The organism is Sulfurimonas sp. (assembly GCF_023228785.1).
Classification (GTDB): Bacteria; Campylobacterota; Campylobacteria; order Campylobacterales; family Sulfurimonadaceae; genus Sulfurimonas.
In genome coordinates, this window is record NZ_JALOAN010000030.1 from 1 (window position 1) to 20,365 (window position 20,365).

Below are 20,365 nucleotides of genomic sequence, written 5' to 3' on the forward strand. Positions count from 1 at the left end.
AGTAAAAAAGAGGTTGAGAGAGCAAATAACAACCTAAATGCGGCTAGAGATGAACTTGTAGCTCTTACTTCTAGAGTTCAAGGTAGTGCCCAGTTAGAAGTAGAGCTAGCTCATAAAATGGACGCTTTCTCTAGTGAAGCAAATGCAGTTAAGAGCATCTTAGAGGTTATCTCAGATATCGCAGATCAGACAAATCTTCTAGCTCTAAACGCTGCAATTGAAGCGGCACGCGCAGGTGAGCATGGGCGAGGATTTGCTGTAGTTGCTGATGAAGTCCGAAAGCTTGCAGAGAGAACTCAAAGATCACTCTCTGAGATAAATGTAACCATTAGCGTAATAGTTCAATCTATCAGTGATGTAAGTACTCAAATGAACACAAATTCTCAAGAAGTTCAAGCTTTAGCTGAAGTCTCAACTGATGTCCAAACAAAGATAAATGATAGTGTAAGTATTGTAAACTTGGCTGTAAAAGCTAGTGATAAGACGGTTAATGATTTTGAGAAGACGGGTAAAGATATAGAATTTATCGTAAATCAAATCACTCAGATAAATCAAATATCTTCTCAAAATGCAAGAAGTGTAGAAGAGATAGCCGCTGCCGCAGAGCATCTAAACTCTCTTACTGACGCTCTTCATGTGAAACTAGAAGAGTTTAGAACTTAAAAAACTATTCTCGTTGCATCCTCTCCTGAGGTGGAATGCCGACACAAAAAGGAACTACAAATATACGTCACACCTCAGGAGAGATGTGACGAGGCAGGAGAGGTGTTGTGACGAGGCGGGAATCTCAGGATGACGGATCTGCTGTCCTTATATCTCAAACCGTCATTCCGTGCTTGACACGGAATCTCAGGATGACGAAGTATGTTCAGTATGACGAGACTTTTTAGGATGACTAGTATAAGTTTATTTTCTTACTCATACGCTCTAACTAAAACTCCTCTTTTTTCATCATGAGATATCAAATGATAGTTCGCGCTATAAACTTTTGCTTTTTTATTTGTATGAACTTTTATAACCCAGTTTGCTTCAATCGCTCTATGTTTTGCAAGTCCAGCTTGACTTAACTTTTTCATCTTGTTGATGCTATTTTGAGTGATATTTAACTTATCATATATAAAGTCATTGCTTTCTAAATTTTTATACAAACTAAACTCTGCATCATCTACTAAAGAGATGATTTCAAAATACTTAGCACTTTTGTGTTTATCTATAAAAGAGATTATACTTTTTTTGCACTCCCATGAGATGATATAACTTCCCATCTCCATATCATAGCAACTTGCAAACTCTTTTATAAGTTTTGCACCTTCTGGGATCTCTTCTAAGATTTCAGAATTTTTATCTGTAATATTTTGTATATTTGGAGCAGGTTTATCATCTTTGTCCATCATAGCAAGTAGTTTGTTTTGTTCTTGTTCATTTTTTAGTCTCATCTCTAGAGATCTATACTCACTATCACTTTTATATTTCGCTTGAACATCTAATGGTAAATCTTTAAAATTCATAGCTTTTTGAGCTCTGTTTTCACCTAAAGAACTTTGAGAAATTGCATCTATATAAAGATATCCAAGAACTACAAGAGCTACTACTAAAAGAGTGTAAGCCGCAAAGTGAAGCACATTTGCTTGTGATTTTTTGAGTTTTTCTTCATTTTCCATAATTTCTCCTAAATTTTGTATTAAATGTATCATACAACACATATTCAAAGAATTCAAAATGTGTTACAATTAAATTAATTTTTAAAAGGAATTCTAATGAAATCTTCTTCGACAAGTTCTACTGTTATTTCTAAAAAAAATCCAACTATTTCTGATGAACTCTATAGTGATATTTTAGAGCAAAAAATCATCACGGAGATCGTTGATGATTCACAACTTCCATATATAAATATCTATTCACAAGAGGTGATTTATCTATCTTCAATACTTCCAATCTTGCATGATTTTGGCTTCGTTATAATAGATGAGATTACTTACACTACAAAAAAAGACAAACAACAGATCTATCTCAATAAATTCAATCTAAAACTAGATGATGTAAAGAGTTTAAAAAGCTCAAAATTAAATATACAAAATGTCATTTCAGATTCACTTTTGGGAAATACTCTCTTTAGATGTTCACTATATTCTTTGGTATATTCTCAAAATTTATCTATCAAAGAAGTTTTGCTTCTTCGTGCAATAATTGAATATATTGACCAATCTGTAATCTCTATAAATCAAGAAATGATACGAAATACCCTCACAACATATCCTTTGATATCTAAACTTTTTGTGGATTATTTTCTTACAAAATTCAATCCACTTCAAAACAAAAGAGAGAAGCATATATCTGAGCTAGAGTTAAGGATAGAATCTCTTATAAAAGATGTTCCAAATATTACAGATGACAAGATCTTAAAGATAACATATTCACTGATTCAAAATCTCACTCGCTCAAACTACTTTTTCAACAAAGATGAGATCTCTTTTAAGATAGATACACAATCTTTCTCACAAAACCTAAAAGGTGTTCAACCAAAGATAGAGATCTTTGTTTATCATCCAGAATTTAGCGGTGTGCATCTAAGAATGAGTAAGATTAGTCGTGGTGGACTTAGATGGAGTGAGAGACATGAAGATTATCGCCAAGAGATAAAGTCACTTATGCTTACTCAAGAGAGTAAAAATTCCATCATCATCCCAAATGGCGCAAAAGGTGGATTTGTTATAAACAAAGAAGCTTCTAGTATTACTGAAGAAGATTTTGAACGGATTTACAGGGCTTTTATAAACAACTTACTTGATTTGGTAGACAATAGAATCGATGGAGAAATCATCAGAGATGAGAGGATTGTAGCTTATGATGGAGATGATTATTACTTTGTTGTAGCAGCTGATAAAGGTACTGCATCTATGAGCGATGTTGCAAATGAAATTGCTCAGAGCCGTTCTTACTGGCTAGGCGACGCATTTGCAAGTGGGGGAAGTAATGGTTTTGGACACAAAGATCTAGGAATAACGGCTCATGGTGCGTTAGTCTCTTCTGAGAGATTTTTTATAGAGAGAGGCATCAACATAAAAGAGCAAAGTATTTCGATTGTGGGTATCGGAAGTATGAAGGGAGATGTTTTTGGTAATGGGATGCTCTATTCTAAAATGTTCAAACTATTTGGCGCAGTCTCACATAATGAGATCTTTATAGATCCAGAACCAGATATTCAAGCGAGTTATGAGGAGAGAGCTAGACTATTTAAATCCCAAAATGCAAGTTGGTCTGCTTACAATAAAGAAGTTATCTCTAAGGGTGGAGGCATATTTTTTCGCTCACAAAAAAATATAGAACTAAGCGAAGAGATAAAAAAACTCCTTGGTACTACTAAAAAATCTCTTAGCGGAGAAGAGTTAGCTAAGAAAGTACTGATGATGAGAGTTGATATGCTCTTTAATGGTGGAGTTGGAACCTATGTTAAGAGCTCTGATGAGTCAAACTTAGATCTAGGCGATAAGCAAAATGAAGCAGTTAGACTAGATGCAACTGAGTTAAAAGCTAAGGTTGTGTGCGAGGGTGGAAACTTAGGTTTTACGCAAAGAGCAAGGATAGAGTATGCAAGACTTGGTGGAGAGCTAAACCTAGATGCAATTGATAATGCTGCTGGAGTAAATACTTCAGACCATGAGGTAAACTTAAAAATACTTCTAAACATCATCAAAGCGAAAGGTCTTATAAGTGAAGAAGATGCTAAAAAAACATTAAAAGGCTTAACTGAACAAGTAGTAAATCAAGTTGTTTGGAGTAACTATCATCAATCTCTTGCAATTTCTAAAGATGCAACACTGAGTAACCGCTATTTAGATGACTTTTTGTTGAGTATTGAGGTTTTAGAGACAAATTTATCAAGCTTTAAAAGAGCAGATAACTTTATACCTAAAAATGAAAATATCTCTGAAATACTCTGTCCTGCTGGATCCATTGTTAGACCTATTATAAGTTCACTCATCTCTTACTCTAAGATATTTCTAACAAATATTTTACTTGAGTCATCTCTTGTAGATGAGAGTTTTTCAAATCAATTTTTATTTAAGTACTTTCCAAAATCTTTTATTAGTGCTTTTGAAGATGAGATACAAAACCATCCTCTGCGTCGAGAGATTACAGCTACTGTAATGGCAGATAAGATTATAAATCTTCAAGGTAGTACTTTTATAGCTGACTTTAACAAAAGAGGCTTAGAAAACTTTTTACTTAAGATAAAAGCTTATCTCATTACAAACCAACTCTTTGATGCTAATGATATAAGACATGAGATCTACAGAAATGACTTTTTGATGAATGTAAAACTTCAGTACAGACTCTTAGATGATATAGAAAAAACTCTAGGTTTTACTACTAGATGGATGTTAAAGTATCTAAACAAGCATCAAGTAGATCTAAACCATATACTAGATTATAAAGATGAACTTTTTGAAGTTTTAGGCAATATGAAAGACTCTAAAATCACAAAAATCTTAGATGAAAATCATCAGTTTAACCTCTTTTTCAGTGCTATTGACTACTTAAAGTTTGCAGTAGCTGCTATTATGGTAAAAGAAAATTCTCTTCATACTTTTAAAGATGTAGCTGTAGTTTTTTACTTTGTAGTAAATGAGTTTAAAGTTTTAGAGATGATAAACTTACTCAATACAATAGAGACAACCGCGCAAAACCAAAAAATACTAAGATATCAGATTTTACAGTTTATTGAGTTTATAGTAGTTCACTTTACTGAGAAGGTGTTAGAATTTCAAAGAGTGACAGAGACTCCACAAGAGGCTTTTAAAAACTACTTAGAAAATGAAAAAGAGTCATTTGATGAGATGAGAGACAACATTAATCTCTTTATATCAAAAGAGACAAAAAGCATAGAAGATGTCAGCATCACAGTAAATCAAATAATGACTTCTATTTTATAGCACTCTTTAGCGTGCTATAATTGCAAATAAATTACAAATACTGTTTATATAGGAATGATTTGAACTGGTTTAACTTTTTAAGCACTAAAAGAACTCTGCTTCGCCACCCTTTTGGTAGAGGTATAAATGCTACGCTCTCTCCTGATGAAGAAGAGTTTTTTAACCTTTCTTATGAGTCTTTTGAAAAACATGAGATATTAAACGCTTATGAATTTTTCCTCAAAACCATAGAGAATTTTACAAGCAAAACATCAAACAAAAATATCACAATTTCAAGAGATGGTGAAAAACTAGAGTTTGAGATCTTTCAAGGAAGCGCTAGAGTCACAGGAGTTGTAACTAAAGATACCCTTTATGCTCAAGTTGTGATGATGAAGACTAAAGAAGCCACAGTCGCACTAAAACGATATATCTTAGAGAGAAACTATCAACTCACCTATGCTAACTACTCAAGCGATGGTGAGCTTATAAAGCTAAAACTATATCATGACAACATAACTGCTTCACCGCAAAAAATATTTTTTCCACTTCGTGAAATTGCACTAAATGCTGACTTTGATAAAGAGTACTTAAAGAGTGAGTTTAAAGATATCACGCTTGAGGATTCTTCACATATTTTAAAGCTAGAAGATGATGAGCTAAAGATAAAATATGAATTTTTGCATAAGTGGATAGATGAACTAGATGCTAAGATTCTCACACTTCCTACAAATGACAACGCTGGAATGCAAGCCTTTTTATACTTGCATCTACTCTTTAAAATTGACTATCTTTTAGTTGTAAAGTGCGATATTTATCAAAAGATGAGTAAAAAAATACGCCTCTATTTTAGTGATGAAAACCTCTCAACTGAGTACAAAAATGAAGAGCTAAGAAAGTATATAGAAAAACTAAAGGCTATGGATTTTGAGGAGTTTAGCAAGAAATTCTATAGTGCAAAATATACTTTTAACCCAATGGAGAAAGTCTCACAAGAGGAGATCTCAAACTTTATAAATGAGTCACTTATGAAGATAAGATGGTATAAAAACAACCGTTATAGTCAGATCATACCTACTATTTATAAGTATATTCCTTTTTATATTCTTTACAATTATGGACTAAATCCTATTGTTAAAAAACTTCTTCATACTTTAGTAAAGATTCAAAACCCAGAGTTTTTTAAAGCACTTGAGTATAGTGTTCTTTACGACAAAGACAAAGAAATATTTGCTAAAAAAGCCATTAAAGCTAAAATCAAAGATGCTATAGCTCCACATCAAGCAAGATATAAAGAGTTAAAACCGTTTGGAGATAAGCTTAACTTCTCATCTCTAAATGAGTTTAGCAATAGCTTTCTTTTACAACTAAAACACCTAAACTTTGAGGAGATCTAGATGATAACTCAAACACTACTCGATACTTATATAGATAATATCATTCAAATAATGACACCTTATGGAACTGGAAGTGGCTTTATCATAGGAGATCTAATTGTTACAAATTCTCATGTTGTAGGTGGTTTAAAAGAGGTTGTGGTGAGCTCTAAAGATATAAAAAGAACTATTGCAAAAGTTGTTTATGATGATAGTGATTATGATCTAGCTTTTATAAAAACTAAATTTGATGAGCCAAAAAATCCTCTAAAACTCTCTTCAAACGTAGTAAAAAATGGCGACACAACTATAGCTATAGGTCATCCTTATGGACTAAACTACACAGCAACTGAGGGCATTGTCTCAAAAGCTTCAAGACTCTATGAAGATCTAGAGTACATTCAAATAGATGCAGCTATAAACCCTGGAAACAGCGGTGGACCACTTTTAAATGTTAAAGGCGAAGTTATAGGTATTAACACTTTTATAATTCAAAATGCCAATAACCTAGGCTTTGCACTTCCTCACTTTTATGTACAAGAGGCTCTACAAAACTTTAAAGAAGTAGCGGATGTAGACATTATAAAGTGTCCATCTTGTAAAAATCTTATAAAAGAAAAAGAGATAAAAGATGACTACTGCTTAGAGTGTGGCACAAAACTTGAGATCGCAAAGCTAAGACGAAAAGGCTACACTCCATCTGGTGCAACAAAACGCTTAGAAGAGATCTTAGAAGCACTCAACATAAATGTAACACTCTCAAGACGCTCACAAGCTTCTTGGAGAGTTGACTATGGAAGTGCAAGAATCGAGATAAACTACTATGAAAATGGCATAATTATAGGCGACTCTAAACTTTGTAGGATCCCAAAAGAAGATATAGAAAATATATATGATTTTTTACTAGCTGAGAATGAAAAACTAAACTATTTGCAATTTTCCATAAATGAAAATAGTATATATTTGTCATATTTAATAGTAGATTCTTCTCTTACATTCGATGAGGGGAAAGTGGCATTAGAGAGACTTTTTAGACTCTCTGATGAGTACGATGAGATCCTAATAAATAGATTTAAAGCCGTAAAATTAAAAAGAGATGAGGAAGATAGATAATGAGCAAATTTTTAAAATTTAGTCTAAATTTAGAGAGTTTTATAGATGATCTACAAAGTATTATAAAACAAAACAACCAAAGCATTGAAGCGTTACTAAAACTTGAACAAAAGAGTTATAACTCATTTGTTAAACCTTTACAAGAAAATGAAGAAAAACTTGAGCAATTTTTTACACCACTCTCGCACATAAACGCGGTAAACAATTCAGAAGAGTCACAAAAAGTCTATGCGGATTCTCTTCCTATTGTTACGGACTACTCTACAAAACTATCTCAAAACATAGAGATCTACAAAGCCTACAAAGAGATCTTAGAAAATGAGGCAGACTCTTTAAACTTTGAGCAAAAAAGAGTCTTAGATCTAAACATTTTACACTTTGAGTTAAGTGGTGCACATTTAGATGAGAGTAAAAAAACAAGACTTCAAGAGATCAACCTAAAAAAGAGCCAACTCTCAAATGACTTCTCTCAAAACCTCCTAGATGCAACAAATGCTTATGAGTTTATTACAGCAGATCCAGAGGATGTTGTTGGACTTCCAAAGAGCGATATTGAGAGTGCGAAGTTTGAAGAAGCTAGTGTTACAAAGTACAAATTTACACTTCAAATGCCATCATACATAGCTTACATGACTTATGGTTCAAACCGCGAGATCCGAGAAGAACTTTACAAAGCTTATGTTACTAGATCTCCAGAGAATGCTGCCATTATAGATGAACTTCTTAGTTTAAAAAATGAGATGAGTAAACTTCTTGGCTTTTTCAACTATGCAGAGTATTCACTTGCATCGAAAATGGCAAAAGACACAAGTAGCGTTATAGACTTTTTACAAACTCTTATACAAAACTCAAAAGATCAAGCAAAAGAAGAGTTAAAGGAGCTTCAAGCGATCTCAAAAGATCCACTAAAGAGTTTCGATAGTGCTTACTATAGCGAGATCTTAAAAAAAGAGAAATACGAAATAGATGAAGAAGAGTACAGACCTTATTTTGAGCAACAAAGCGTAGTTGAGGGAACATTTGAGTTTTTAAACAAGCTCTTTGGGATCTCATTTGTAAAAGTCCAAGAGACGCTTTGGGATGAAAAAGCTAGTGTTTATGAGATCTACTTAGATGGTGAAGTAAAGGCGAGAATTTACCTAGATCTTGAAGCTAGAAAAAGCAAACGAGGCGGTGCTTGGATGCATAACTTTGAGACTCACGCTAAAGATAAAAATGGCAAAACAAAACTTGCATCTGCTTTTGTTGTTTGTAACTTTGCCCCATCAAGCAAAACGCAAAAATCACTTCTAAGACATGATGATGTAGTAACCCTTTTTCATGAGATGGGCCATGCTATTCACCATCTACTAAGTGAAGTTAGCGAGATTGAAGTGAGTGGTGTAAATGGTGTTGAGTGGGACGCAGTTGAGTTTCCATCGCAGTTTTTAGAAAACTTTGCATATGAACCAAAGGTTTTAAAACTCTTTGCATCTCACCATGAGACGGGCGAAGTTATCCCTGATGAGATGATAGAGAGACTCGTTCGCGCTAAAAACTTTATGTCCGCCTCACAAATGCTTCGGCAGTTAGAGTTCTCTTTATTTGACTTTAAACTACACTCAGATCTCTATAGTGGCAATGGCGTACAAGATCTACTAGATAGCATAAGAGAAGATACAGCACTTATAAAACCACCATCGTACAACAAGTTTCAAAATGGCTTTTCACACATCTTTGCAGGCGGTTATGCGGCTGGATACTATAGTTACAAATGGGCAGAAGTTTTAAGTGCCGATGTTTTTTTTAGCGTGGTCGATGAGGGGATTTTTGATTCTTGTGTAGCAAAGGCTTACCTTGAAGTTGTCCTAAAAGGTGGCGGAGCAAAGAGCATGGATGAGTATTTTAGAACTCTAATGGGCAGAGATCCAGATGCACAAAGCTTGTTGAGATTAAATGGCATTAAGTAGTGAGATCTCTTCTTGTACTATTTGTTCTTGCTCTATCGCTCTTTGGAGATAGAGTTTTGAGCATAGCTTCTTATAACGTTGAGAACCTTTTTGATCTAGAGAAAAAAGGTTACAAATACAAAGAGTACGAACCAAATACTAAGAGTAATTGGAATGAAAAAACCTACAAAACAAAGCTAAAAAACATAGCAAAAGTTATACAAGATCTAGACGCAGATATTATAGCTCTCCAAGAGATTCACTCACTTCAAGCTCTAAAAGATCTTCGTTTTACACTAAAGAGATCTGGGCTTTATTATGAGTTTTATAAGATTGCAGATAAGAAAAACACAGCTATAAATGTAGCAATTTTAAGTAAATATCCCTTTGTCTATACAAAAGAAGTAGAAGTTACAAAGACTTACAAGTATAGAAATATCTTAGAAGCAAAGTTTAGGATAGATGGCGTAGAGTTTTATCTCTTTGCAAACCATTGGAGTGCAAAGTCAAAACCTGAAAGTGCTAGAATCCTCTCAGCTAAACTCTTAAGAGATAGAGTTGATCAGATAGGTTATGATAAAAATATCATCCTTATAGGAGACTTTAACTCTGACTATGAGGAGCATATAAAGTTTGAGCGTACAAGACGACTAAATGACACAAATGGTAAAACTGGTATCAACCATGTTCTAAGAAGTCTAAAACAGACTCAAAGAGCTAAAGATACAAAGTATGAAGAGAAAAACTTCTACAATCTTTGGTACGATGTGGATCTTGATGATAGATATACCTACATCTATAGAGGTAAAAAAGAGGCGCTTGACAATATCTTGGTCTCACAATCTTTACTAGAAAAAAGAGAGATGTTCTATCTCGATGCAAGTGCGAAAAATCTTGAAAAAGACTACCTCTTTAAAAAGAAACAGATCTACAGATGGCAGATCTCAAATGCAAGAGTAAAAAGACACAAAGGCGAAGGATACTCAGATCATCTGCCTGTCATCGCAAAGTTTAATCTAAGCACCAATTGATCTCGCCTCTTCTATGTTGTTTTAAATACTCATTTGATTTTGAAAATGGTTTAGATCCAAAAAAACCTCTATAAGAACTTAGTGGTGAGGGGTGTGGAGCTTTTAAGATCAGGTGTTTTGATGAGTCTATAAGTCTATCTTTTTTTTGAGACTCGCCTCCCCAAAGCACAAAAACTATATGTTCATACTCCGTAGAGAGTTTTTTTATAACAAAGTCCGTAAACTCTTCCCATCCTTTTGCTTTATGAGAATTAGCCTTTGCCATCTCAACACTTAACACACTATTTATTAGTAAAACGCCCTCTTTTGCCCACTGAGTTAGATCTGGTGAACTTGGATGCGTGCAAGTCATATCGTCCATAAGTTCTACAAAAATGTTTCTGAGTGATGGCGGAGTTTTACACTCTTTTACTACTGAAAAAGCCAATCCATTAGCTTGATTTTCTCCATGGTATGGATCTTGCCCAATTATAACAACCTTTACATCCTCTGGCTTTACTAACTCAAATGCACTAAAGATCTGCTCTTTTGGTGGAAAGATTTTTTTAGTTTTAGACTCACTCTCTATAAACTTTTCCAATTTTAAAAAGTAACTCATCTTCATCTGTGAAGAGACAAGAGATGACCATTGAGTAGCTTCTAATAATTGTTTTAACATCTATTATGCTTTTGAGAGTTCTTGTATAACTTCTCTTATATCATCTTCATCAAAGTATATATTTAAAGCCATTTCATTGCTTATTTGACCTAGTAGTTTTTTCTTTTTAAGAACTCTCACATCACCATCTAGAGGACTTAATATCTCTTGTATTTTTTGTTTGTAATTTAAGATAATTTCATCTTTTTTCTCTTCTTGACTTCTGCTAATTACATCTCCCTTACTTCTCATTACTAAAATGATGATAATAACTAAAATAACAATCCCAAAAATCGAGTAAACTATCTCACTATCCATAAAAAACCTTTAAGTAAATATAAAGAAGTATATCAGTTTTTTTACCCTTTCTTGGCACTATTATTATTATTTAAGGTGCTAAACTATACACTAAAAGGGATTTCACATTACAAAAAGGTTTTTATTTGAAAATATTTTTATTACTTTTTTCTATATTTATTGTATTTAGTTTTGCTAATGATATTAAAGATGAAAAGATTGAGAAACAGTTATATTCTCCACTTATTGAGAGATATATCTTAGATGAGTTAAAAGAGATAAGGATAGATCATCATAGACTTCGCTCTGATGTTGAACAGAGAATTTCAAGAGCTGAAGTCACTCAAACTGATAGATCTGCTAGATATATTACGGACACTATAGGAAATATTTTTTATCTTATTGCAGCTGCAACTTCGATCCTTATCTTTGCAGGTTGGAACTCTCTTAGAGATATTAAAAAGAAGACTGAAGACATTGTAGAAGCAAGAGTTGAGCAAATAACTCAAAAATACAACGAAAAATTAGATTCGCTTCAAGATACACTTACTGAGCAATCTAAGCGAATACTTGAAAATCAAAATAAGATCTACAACACCCAATTTATCCACTCCCTATGGATGCGTTCAAACCTAGAGACAAATCCACAATCAAGAATAGACATCTACGATGAAATTATCAAACTAAACAACAACGATGCTGAAGTTTATGCTTACAAGGCTGATGCAGTTTTAGAGATAGATGAGTATGAGTGGGCACTAAACCTTAGTAACAAAGCTATAGAGATAGATGATAGTTACGGATATGCTTACTGGCAACGCTCTTGTGCAAACGCAGAGCTTGGAAACTTAGGAGAAGCTATAAGTGACTTAGAATTAGCCTTACAAAAATCTCCAAATCTAAAAGATGATGTAGAAAATGAAACATCATTTAGTGACATAAAAGATACAAAAGAGTTTAGACAAATACTATCACAAATAGAAAGAGGAGCAACTATATGAATATAGACAAAAGAACTTTTAATGAAGCAAAATCGCTTGCTACATCATGGCAAAGAGACATTGCTAAAAATAGAATTCGCTCCGAGAAGAAATTTCATGCAATTATGAATCGACTCTTAAGTGACCCAAAAAATAAGATATTTCTTATAGAACTGCTAGATCAAAGCTTTAGATCACATGACAATAACCGCATAGCAGATCAGTTAGAATATATCTTTAACAAGTATAACAACACAACTTTTTTTACGGAGTTTGAACAACTATTAGTTTGGCTCTTTCGCAATCTTGGCATCTACTTACCAGCTATTTCAGTTCCACTTTTTATCACTTATCTAAGAGGCGATATAAAAAACATTGTCATTAAAGGCGAAGATAGATCTCTAAATGCACATCTTCAAAAACGACTTAAAGAGAAGACTAGAGTAAATATCAACATAATTGGCGAGGCTGTTCTAGGCGAAGATGAAGCAAAGACAAGAGTTTTAAAATACATAACTGCACTTGAGAATCCAAATATAGACTATGTCTCTATAAAAATCTCTACAATATTTTCACAAATAAATCCTCTTGCACATGAGTGGAGTGTAGAGCAGATCTCTTTAAAGCTCCAAGATATTTTTAGAGCCGCACAAAAAAATGATTCAAAATTTATAAACCTAGATATGGAAGAGTATAAAGATATAAACCTAACTATGGATGTTTTTATCAAGACCCTCTCACTTGAAGAGTTTAAAAATCTCCATGCTGGAATTGTTCTTCAAACATATATTCCAGAGACTATAACTCACTTAAAAAGACTATATGAATGGGCGAAAAAGAGAGTTGATGATGGTGGAGCTAGTATAAAGGTCAGACTTGTAAAAGGTGCAAATCAAGAGATGGAAAAGACAGAAGCCTCACTTCGTGGTTGGGAGTGTGTAACTTACTTAAATAAAGCACAAAGCGATGCAAACTTTAAGTTACTAATGGATTTTCTTATAAGTAAAGAAGTCTCCCCTTACATTCATACTGGACTTGCATCTCATAACCTTTTTGATTTGGCACTTGGATATATTCTTGCAAAACAAAGAGGGGTGTTAGACTCTTTTAGTGCTGAGATGTTAGAGGGAATGAGTGAGACGGCTTATCATATTCTCAAACAAGAAGATATTGAGGTTGTTCTTTATGCTCCAACTGCAACTTCAAAAACATTTACAAATGCTATTGCTTATCTTGTGAGACGCTTTGATGAAAACACAGCAGAGCAAAATTTTCTCAGACATAGTTTTTCTCTTGAAGTAGAGAGTGAGGCTTGGGATATTTTACTTAGTAGTTATGATGACTCTCTTAAAGCACTAGACTCACTTCCATTAGAGCCTTATAGATCTCAAAACAGAAACACAGAAACTTTTAAGAGTGAAGAGAGTATTGAAAATTATGTTTTTAAAAATGAGAGCGATACGGACTTTACTCTCCCACAAAACCAGATCTGGGCAAACAAAATAAGAGACAAATATAAAGATATCTCAAAAGACAAACCTTTAAATGCCTATATGGTAATAGATGGTAAAGAGCGTGAGAGCGAAGAAATAAAAGAGGTTATGGACAAGTCACAATTTAGTCAAAATGTGATTTTAGGTAGATGTTTTATGGCTGGGGAAGATGAGTTAAAAAAAGCCATAGCAGTCGCAAAAATTGATAAAGATGGCTGGAGTAAACTCACTTTAGCACAAAGATCAGAAGTTCTTATGAGAGTAGCCAATGAGTTTAGAAAAAACAGAGGTGAACTTATAGGAATGGCAGCAGCTGAGCTTGGCAAAGTCTTTAGTGAGACTGATGTTGAAGTCTCAGAAGCGATAGACTTTTTAAATTTTTATCCATATAGCGCTAAAAAATTAAGTGAGCTTGATGGTGTAAAACTAGAAGAAAAAGGTGTTGGCTTAGTCATAAGTCCTTGGAACTTTCCAATAGCCATAGCAGCAGGAGGAATTGCAGCATCTCTTGCAACTGGAAATAGAGTCATACTAAAACCATCTTCAGATGCTGTGCTTTGTGGATATTTACTTTGTAAGTGTTTTTGGGACGCTGGAGTTAGCAAAAATACTTTACAATTTACTCCAACCGAGGGAGCTTTAGCTGGAGAGTTTTTAGCTAAAAGCGAAGATATTGATTTTGTTATATTTACAGGAAGTGAAAACACTGCTTATAACTTGCTAACTGAGCGTCCTAACATTCACTTAAGTGCTGAGACAGGAGGTAAAGACGCAACAATAGCTACAGCTTTATGTGATAGAGATCAAGCTATTAAAAATGTATTAGGATCTGCATTTAACAACTCCGGACAAAAGTGTTCAGCTACTTCACTCTTAGTGTTAGAGAGAGAACTTTACGAAGACGAGGAGTTTAAGAAAATGCTCGTAGATGCAACTCTTTCTTTAAATGTTGGTTCAGTCTGGGATCTACAAAACAAAATCAGCTCATTAGTAAATATCCCATCAGGTAACTTAAGACACGCACTAGAGTATTTAGATAATGGTGAAGAGTGGCTTATAACTCCTAGTTACGCACAAAATGGAAACCCTTATATGTTGAGACCTTCTATAAGATGGGGAACAAAAAGAGGTGATTTTTGTCATATGAATGAGCTTTTTGGTCCAGTTTTAAGTGTTATGTGTGCTGAGGATCTCGATGATGCTATAGATATAGTAAACTCAACTGGATATGGTTTAACTTCTGGGATTGAGTCTCTTGATGAGAGAGAAGTTGAGAGATTTAAAGATGGCATTTTAGCTGGAAACCTCTATATAAACCGCATGACAACGGGAGCTATAGTTATCAGACAGCCCTTTGGGGGCATGGGCAAATCAGCCATAGGAAGTGGCAAAAAAGCAGGTGGATTTAACTATGTGTCTCAGTTTTTAAATATCTCATATGAAGTAACAAAAGAAGATAAATCAGCTTCGCATCCATATTTGAAAAATTTTCAAGAACTTTTAAAAGATGAAGAGACTTACAAGGATATTTTAAAGAGAACTATCAAGACACTTGGATCTTTTGCTTACTACCTAAAGAGTGAGTTTTTAGAGGAACATGACTATGCCAATATTAGAGGTGAAAGCAACATCATCAGATACTTAAATGTTAAAAAAATGACACTAGTTATAAGTAGTGATGACTCACTATATGAAGTACTTTGCTCCATAGCAGCTGCGAAAATGTCTGGGGTAAATCTTCACGTCTCTCTTCCAAAGAAGATAGACTCACATGAGCTATTGTGGCTGATGGGTAAAAAAGATTTCTTACTTGATGATAATGATTCACTAATAAATGAATCTTTAGAAGAATCCATAGAGTCCATGAAAGACTCACAAAGAGTTAGATACCTAAGCAAAGATAACATTGAAGAAGAATTTTATATAGAGATGGCAAAAGATGCAAAACATATAGCAAGTGAACCTTTTATAGCTCATGCTAGAGTAGAACTTATGCACTATTTTTTAGAGCAAAGTATCTCTCACAGTTATCACAGATATGGAAATTTAGGACTAAAAAGTCTTACAAATAAGGAGGATAAGTAAATGGAAGCGCCACTTTTAATTTCATTCTCAATATATATGTTAGCGATGGTAGGTATAGGTTTTTACTTTTACTTTAAAACTGATGATTTAAGTGATTATGTTTTGGGTGGTAGAGGTTTAGGTCCAGGTGTTACAGCTCTAAGTGCTGGTGCATCAGATATGAGTGGCTGGCTTCTTTTAGGACTTCCTGGGATGATGTATAGCCAAGGTTTAGTTGGTAGTTGGATCGCAGTTGGTCTATTTATTGGTGCTTTTTTAAACTGGCACTATGTTGCAAAACCACTTCGTGTTTATACTCACTATCTTCATGATGCTATTACTATTCCTGATTATTTCTCAAACAGATTTAAAGATAATAAAAATACTTTAAGAATTATTACTGCTATTGTTATTTTAGTTTTCTACACTCTATATACATCTTCAGGACTCGTAGGTGGAGCTAAGCTTTTTGAAGCTACCTTTAATCTAGAGTACTCAAGCGCTTTGATAGTCGGTAGTGTTATCATTGTATCTTACACATTTTTAGGTGGATACAATGCTGTTAGCTGGACTGATTTCATTCAAGGTATACTTATGATGTTAGCTCTTGTAATTACTCCTATAGTTGTTTTATATGATATTGGTGGGGTTAGTGAAGCTATAAAAATTATAAATCTTCACGAAGCAAAAATGCTAGATATCTTAAGGGGTAGTTCACTCATTGGAATTATCTCACTTCTTGCTTGGGGGCTTGGATATTTTGGTCAGCCTCACATCTTAGTACGTTTTATGTCCATCAAAGAAGAAGATGAAATGCATCGTGCAAAAGCAATTGGTATGACTTGGATGGGGCTCTCAATAGTTGGCTCACTAGCTGTTGGATTTTTTGGTTTTGTATATGTTATAGCAAATGGAGTTGACTTACAAGATAGTGAGAAGATTTTTATAACTCTATCGCAACTCCTTTTCAGTCCTTGGATTGCAGGATTCCTGCTCGCTGCAATATTAGCTGCTATTATGAGCACTATTGATTCTCAACTTCTAGTATCATCTTCTGTTTTGACAAGAGATATCTATCATGCAATTCTTAGAAAAGATGCAAGTGATAAAGAACTTGTTTGGGTTGGTCGTGCTACGGTTATTGTAATTGCTGTCATCGCTTGGTATATATCAACGGATGAAAATTCCAGTGTATTACAGCTTGTATCTTACGCTTGGGCTGGTTTTGGTGCAGCTTTTGGACCGCTTATCATCTTGTCTCTTTACAACCAAAATATCACAAGAACTGGAGCAATAGCAGGAATGATAGTTGGATCTTTAACTGTTATCATCTATAAAAATCTTGAAGGTGGCATATTTGATATATATGAGCTTCTTCCTGGATTTATCCTAGCTTGGATTGCTATTTTAGTGTTTAGTAGAGTTGGTGAGCGTGCTTCAGATGAATCTAAAAAGATATTTCAAGAGGTGCAAGATAAATTAAAATAGTAGCTTTTAGGTATGCTAAATAAGAGTTTTAAAACTCTTATTTACTATGTGCAAGTTTATTTAAAGTCTTAATAATATCGTCCATTTTATCGCTGATAAGACTTACTTCATCAGATATGTCATTTACCTCATTAGCGTTTAAGTTAAGCGCATCTGAACTCTCACTAATTGACTGTATAAGAACATTTGTAGTAGCAGATGTCTCTGCTAGTGACTTTTGAGTTCTCTCTGCTAGCTTTCTCACTTCATCGGCTACAACTGCAAAACCTCGACCATGCTCACCCGCACGGGCCGCTTCAATCGCCGCATTAAGTGCAAGAAGGTTTGTCTGTTCTGCTATCTCAGCGATGTTAGATAAAATATCTTTAGTTTCATTTGCACTTGAAACTAGATGTCCAAGATTTTCAACCATCTCATTTTCTTTTTGAGAAACACTATGAATACGATTTACGGCTGCATATATCATATCTTTAAGCTCTATAATTGTCGTATCTGTTATATCAGCAATTGTCTCATTTAGCTTAGTAGATGTTTGCATTATTTGTGTCTGCGTATCTACATTTTTTTGTTCCATATCTTGCAAGGCTTGACCTAAAAAATTTACATTGTTCAACAAGTCAGCCATTTTAGCCTCAACATCCACCTTACTTCTTGAAGTAAAGTCTCCATTTGCATAGTTTTTTAGAGTCGTAATAGCATTATCAAGATTTCTCTCTGATGCATAGAGCATATTGTTCATGCTATTTCTAAGAACATGGACATATGGTGTTTTAGTATCAGCATCTACTCTGCAAGAAAAATGTCCTCTTGATACTTTATCAGCTAGTAAAACCATCTCTCCAGCTACTCTTGTATCATCTAGTATCGTACTTTGATAAGTAGTTACAATTTTATTGAAGTTTTTTTCTCCTTCATCACTAGTGTTTAAATTGATCTCAACTCTGTTCCTTTTAAATTCCATTAGCTCTATTAAATGCAATCTTTTTATATTAAGACTATTATTTTGAGAGTTGCTTTTAGTAATTAATGCAATACTAACTCCAAACAATATAAGGGCTAAAACTGCCTGAACAATATTTGAATTAGTTAGAAATAGAGATGCAATTAATACTACGAAACCTATAGAAATTATTACTATTTTTTGTGTATCGTTCATATCTTTCCTATCTTAATGTTTTGTAAAGTGCTTCTGCACTCTCGATCTCTTCTTTGGAAGGTTTTCTCCTACACGACATATATCTAGTTTTTTTTGTAACTGCGTCAATCATAGGATAAACTGTAGCATATACCCAGTAAAAACCGCCATCTTTTGTTTTATTTTTCACATAACCATCCCAAACTTTTCCAGACTTAACAGTACTCCATAAATCTTTAAAAGCTGCCTTTGGCATATCTGGATGTCTCACCACATTGTGTGGCTTACCTACTATTTCATCAATAGCATACCCAGCAATTTTGCAAAAGTCGTCGTTTGCAAATAATATAACGCCTTTCTCATCTGTTTGAGAGACCAAAAAATCATCATTTTTTAGTTTATATTCTTGCATGAATCCTCTTTCTTTGTGTGAATTTAATTTACTCTATATACTATATCAAATAAATCGTAATTTATTCTTATATATTCAAAAATGTTGGCATCTCTTTTTTTTAGTTTAAATTATAGATTCAAATTGTAACTTATTAGTTAATTTAATATGAATTTGTCATAATATGACTATAATTAAAACAAGGAGAAATATTATGCAAGACCAAAACATCATACTTATTCAAGCCATACTATTCTTATCTCTATTTGGACTTATGTTTCTTATCTCTTACTTTATTACAAAGAAAGGTGCTAAAAAGTTTGAAGATGAACACTCATTAGAAGAAAGAAAAGAAGCTGTTAAAAAAAGGGAACTTGTTGATACTTTTTTAAATAGTTCTATTGTTAAGATCATAGGAAAAGATGCATCGCTTCAAGAACTCTCAAACAAACTAGATAAAGGCGCTATCAATAAAGAAGAGTACAATATTTTAAAAGACACTCTTAAAGTTAGCTAATTGAACCCTCTAATCTATAAACTAGATTCAGTGTCAAGTAATAAATGACAAAAGATGCGTCATCCTGAACTTGATTCAGGATCCAATTTGATAATTCTTCAGAGCATTCAATTACTTTTATAGAGTAAAAAGCTTAAAGAATAGCCCTTTCTTTCATAATCTATTGTAATTAAAAAATAGTTATATTATAATAAGACCAAATTTATCACAAAATAGTTACTATTTTATATTAAAGGGTTTTTTATATGACTAAGCATAGTATCATCGTTGTAGAAGATGATGAAATTACAGCACTTAACTTGAGTTTATCACTTCAAAAACATGGCTATCAAGTTCTAGCGGTATGTGATAATTCTATTGATGCAATACAAAAAATTGAACAATACAATCCAGATATCGTCATTATAGACATCTCTCTTGATGAGAGCAATGATGGGATAGAATTAGCAAAAGACGTACGCCAAAAATTCAACATCCCTTTTATTTATTTAACTTCATACAGTGATGATGAAATAATCTCTCAAGCAAAACTCACAGAACCATATGGTTACATTGTCAAGCCTTTTGATCCAAACTCTCTTCATGCAACTATCCAAATGGCTATCTTTAAGTATGAGATGGAAAATGAGAGAAAAAATAACTTAGACTCACTAAAGGTAGATAAGTTAAACTTAGAAAAATTACTATATGCAAGAAGATCAGCAGACAAGCCCATAGTTTGTTTTGGAGAAAACTATCATCTTGATATAAGTATTTGTGAGACTTTTTATAACGACACTAAAATAAAACTAACAAAAAAAGAGAATGCATTTTTGCGTCTTTTAGTAGCTCAGCTAGGAATTGTAGTGAGCTTTGAGCAAGCTATGAAATATGTTTGGGATGAAAATGGAGCTACTGAAAATAGCGTACGAACTCTAGTTTGGAGGTTGAGAAACAAACTTGAGACTGACATTATCAAGAATGCTTCTGGTATAGGCTACTACATCGAAGGGTAGCCACTCC

16 protein-coding genes are annotated in these 20,365 nt (G+C 33.7%); 11 read left to right on the plus strand and 5 right to left on the minus strand.

Annotated elements, in window-relative coordinates; all coding sequences use genetic code 11:
* Positions 1-663, plus strand: a 663-nt coding sequence (locus M0Q24_RS08410) for a methyl-accepting chemotaxis protein (RefSeq protein ID WP_295049582.1), incomplete at its 5' end; no start/stop codon positions are given.
* Positions 664-914: 251 nt separating this feature from the next.
* Here M0Q24_RS08410 and M0Q24_RS08415 read toward each other — a convergent pair.
* Complete coding sequence (locus tag M0Q24_RS08415; protein WP_295049585.1) at positions 915-1,661, minus strand: hypothetical protein; 747 nt, start codon at positions 1,659-1,661, stop codon at positions 915-917.
* Between the two features lie 96 nt (positions 1,662-1,757).
* Between M0Q24_RS08415 and M0Q24_RS08420 the strand changes: the two genes are divergently transcribed.
* From M0Q24_RS08420 to M0Q24_RS08440, 5 genes are read left to right on the plus strand one after another with little or no spacing between them, the layout of a single operon-like run.
* Positions 1,758-4,934 carry an NAD-glutamate dehydrogenase domain-containing protein gene (locus M0Q24_RS08420; protein ID WP_295049588.1) on the plus strand — a complete coding sequence of 1,059 codons (3,177 nt, stop codon included), beginning with the start codon at positions 1,758-1,760 and terminating at the stop codon, positions 4,932-4,934.
* A gap of 59 nt (positions 4,935-4,993) precedes the next feature.
* The gene (locus M0Q24_RS08425) at positions 4,994-6,310 is read left to right on the plus strand and encodes a hypothetical protein (protein ID WP_295049591.1); all 1,317 of its coding nucleotides are present in this window, start codon (positions 4,994-4,996) and stop codon (positions 6,308-6,310) included.
* Positions 6,311-7,402 (plus strand): trypsin-like peptidase domain-containing protein, encoded by a 1,092-nt coding sequence (locus M0Q24_RS08430; protein ID WP_295049593.1) that lies wholly within the window; start codon positions 6,311-6,313, stop codon positions 7,400-7,402.
* The gene (locus tag M0Q24_RS08435) at positions 7,402-9,351 is read left to right on the plus strand and encodes a M3 family metallopeptidase (RefSeq protein WP_295049596.1); all 1,950 of its coding nucleotides are present in this window, start codon (positions 7,402-7,404) and stop codon (positions 9,349-9,351) included. The genes M0Q24_RS08430 and M0Q24_RS08435 overlap by 1 nt, the downstream gene beginning before the upstream one ends.
* On the plus strand, positions 9,351-10,361 hold the full coding sequence (locus tag M0Q24_RS08440; RefSeq protein WP_295049599.1) for an endonuclease/exonuclease/phosphatase family protein: 1,011 nt from the start codon (positions 9,351-9,353) through the stop codon (positions 10,359-10,361). The genes M0Q24_RS08435 and M0Q24_RS08440 overlap by 1 nt, the downstream gene beginning before the upstream one ends.
* On the opposite strand, the gene M0Q24_RS08445 is transcribed toward M0Q24_RS08440, so the two are convergent.
* Both M0Q24_RS08445 and M0Q24_RS08450 read right to left on the minus strand, forming a co-directional pair.
* On the minus strand, positions 10,342-11,019 hold the full coding sequence (locus M0Q24_RS08445) for a uracil-DNA glycosylase (RefSeq protein ID WP_295049602.1): 678 nt from the start codon (positions 11,017-11,019) through the stop codon (positions 10,342-10,344). The two genes, M0Q24_RS08440 and M0Q24_RS08445, sit on opposite strands and share 20 nt — an antisense overlap.
* A 3-nt stretch (positions 11,020-11,022) precedes the next feature.
* Complete coding sequence (locus M0Q24_RS08450; protein WP_295049604.1) at positions 11,023-11,316, minus strand: hypothetical protein; 294 nt, start codon at positions 11,314-11,316, stop codon at positions 11,023-11,025.
* A gap of 125 nt (positions 11,317-11,441) precedes the next feature.
* Between M0Q24_RS08450 and M0Q24_RS08455 the strand changes: the two genes are divergently transcribed.
* The 3 genes from M0Q24_RS08455 to putP are packed head-to-tail and all read left to right on the plus strand — an operon-like array spanning position 11,442 to position 17,320.
* Positions 11,442-12,296, plus strand: coding sequence for a tetratricopeptide repeat protein (locus tag M0Q24_RS08455; protein WP_295049606.1), 855 nt, complete (start codon positions 11,442-11,444; stop codon positions 12,294-12,296).
* A complete protein-coding gene (locus tag M0Q24_RS08460) occupies positions 12,293-15,853 on the plus strand; it encodes a bifunctional proline dehydrogenase/L-glutamate gamma-semialdehyde dehydrogenase (RefSeq protein ID WP_295049609.1) in 3,561 nt (1,186 codons plus the stop codon). The genes M0Q24_RS08455 and M0Q24_RS08460 overlap by 4 nt, the downstream gene beginning before the upstream one ends.
* On the plus strand, positions 15,854-17,320 hold the full coding sequence (gene putP, locus M0Q24_RS08465; protein ID WP_295049611.1) for a sodium/proline symporter PutP: 1,467 nt from the start codon (positions 15,854-15,856) through the stop codon (positions 17,318-17,320).
* A gap of 37 nt (positions 17,321-17,357) precedes the next feature.
* On the opposite strand, the gene M0Q24_RS08470 is transcribed toward putP, so the two are convergent.
* Both M0Q24_RS08470 and M0Q24_RS08475 read right to left on the minus strand, forming a co-directional pair.
* On the minus strand, positions 17,358-18,476 hold the full coding sequence (locus tag M0Q24_RS08470) for a methyl-accepting chemotaxis protein (protein WP_295049614.1): 1,119 nt from the start codon (positions 18,474-18,476) through the stop codon (positions 17,358-17,360).
* Between the two features lie 7 nt (positions 18,477-18,483).
* Entirely contained in the window at positions 18,484-18,867 is a 384-nt protein-coding gene (locus M0Q24_RS08475; RefSeq protein WP_295049616.1) for a PAS domain-containing protein, read from the minus strand.
* Between the two features lie 193 nt (positions 18,868-19,060).
* Between M0Q24_RS08475 and M0Q24_RS08480 the strand changes: the two genes are divergently transcribed.
* Both M0Q24_RS08480 and M0Q24_RS08485 read left to right on the plus strand, forming a co-directional pair.
* Positions 19,061-19,363 (plus strand): hypothetical protein, encoded by a 303-nt coding sequence (locus M0Q24_RS08480; protein WP_295049619.1) that lies wholly within the window; start codon positions 19,061-19,063, stop codon positions 19,361-19,363.
* Between the two features lie 245 nt (positions 19,364-19,608).
* Entirely contained in the window at positions 19,609-20,358 is a 750-nt protein-coding gene (locus tag M0Q24_RS08485) for a response regulator (RefSeq protein WP_295049622.1), read from the plus strand.
* The last annotated feature ends 7 nt before the right edge of the window (positions 20,359-20,365 follow it).

Excerpts from the sequence above, each read along its gene's own strand:
- M0Q24_RS08415 (WP_295049585.1), bottom strand. The coding sequence starts at position 1,661 with ATGGAAAATGAAGAAAAACTCAAAAAATCACAAGCAAATGTGCTTCAC.
- M0Q24_RS08420 (WP_295049588.1), top strand. The coding sequence starts at position 1,758 with ATGAAATCTTCTTCGACAAGTTCTACTGTTATTTCTAAAAAAAATCCA.
- M0Q24_RS08430 (WP_295049593.1), top strand. The coding sequence starts at position 6,311 with ATGATAACTCAAACACTACTCGATACTTATATAGATAATATCATTCAA.
- M0Q24_RS08435 (WP_295049596.1), top strand. The coding sequence starts at position 7,402 with ATGAGCAAATTTTTAAAATTTAGTCTAAATTTAGAGAGTTTTATAGAT.
- M0Q24_RS08445 (WP_295049602.1), bottom strand. The coding sequence starts at position 11,019 with ATGTTAAAACAATTATTAGAAGCTACTCAATGGTCATCTCTTGTCTCT.
- M0Q24_RS08450 (WP_295049604.1), bottom strand. The coding sequence starts at position 11,316 with ATGGATAGTGAGATAGTTTACTCGATTTTTGGGATTGTTATTTTAGTT.
- M0Q24_RS08460 (WP_295049609.1), top strand. The coding sequence starts at position 12,293 with ATGAATATAGACAAAAGAACTTTTAATGAAGCAAAATCGCTTGCTACA.
- putP (WP_295049611.1), top strand. The coding sequence starts at position 15,854 with ATGGAAGCGCCACTTTTAATTTCATTCTCAATATATATGTTAGCGATG.
- M0Q24_RS08470 (WP_295049614.1), bottom strand. The coding sequence starts at position 18,476 with ATGAACGATACACAAAAAATAGTAATAATTTCTATAGGTTTCGTAGTA.
- M0Q24_RS08475 (WP_295049616.1), bottom strand. The coding sequence starts at position 18,867 with ATGCAAGAATATAAACTAAAAAATGATGATTTTTTGGTCTCTCAAACA.
- M0Q24_RS08480 (WP_295049619.1), top strand. The coding sequence starts at position 19,061 with ATGCAAGACCAAAACATCATACTTATTCAAGCCATACTATTCTTATCT.
- M0Q24_RS08485 (WP_295049622.1), top strand. The coding sequence starts at position 19,609 with ATGACTAAGCATAGTATCATCGTTGTAGAAGATGATGAAATTACAGCA.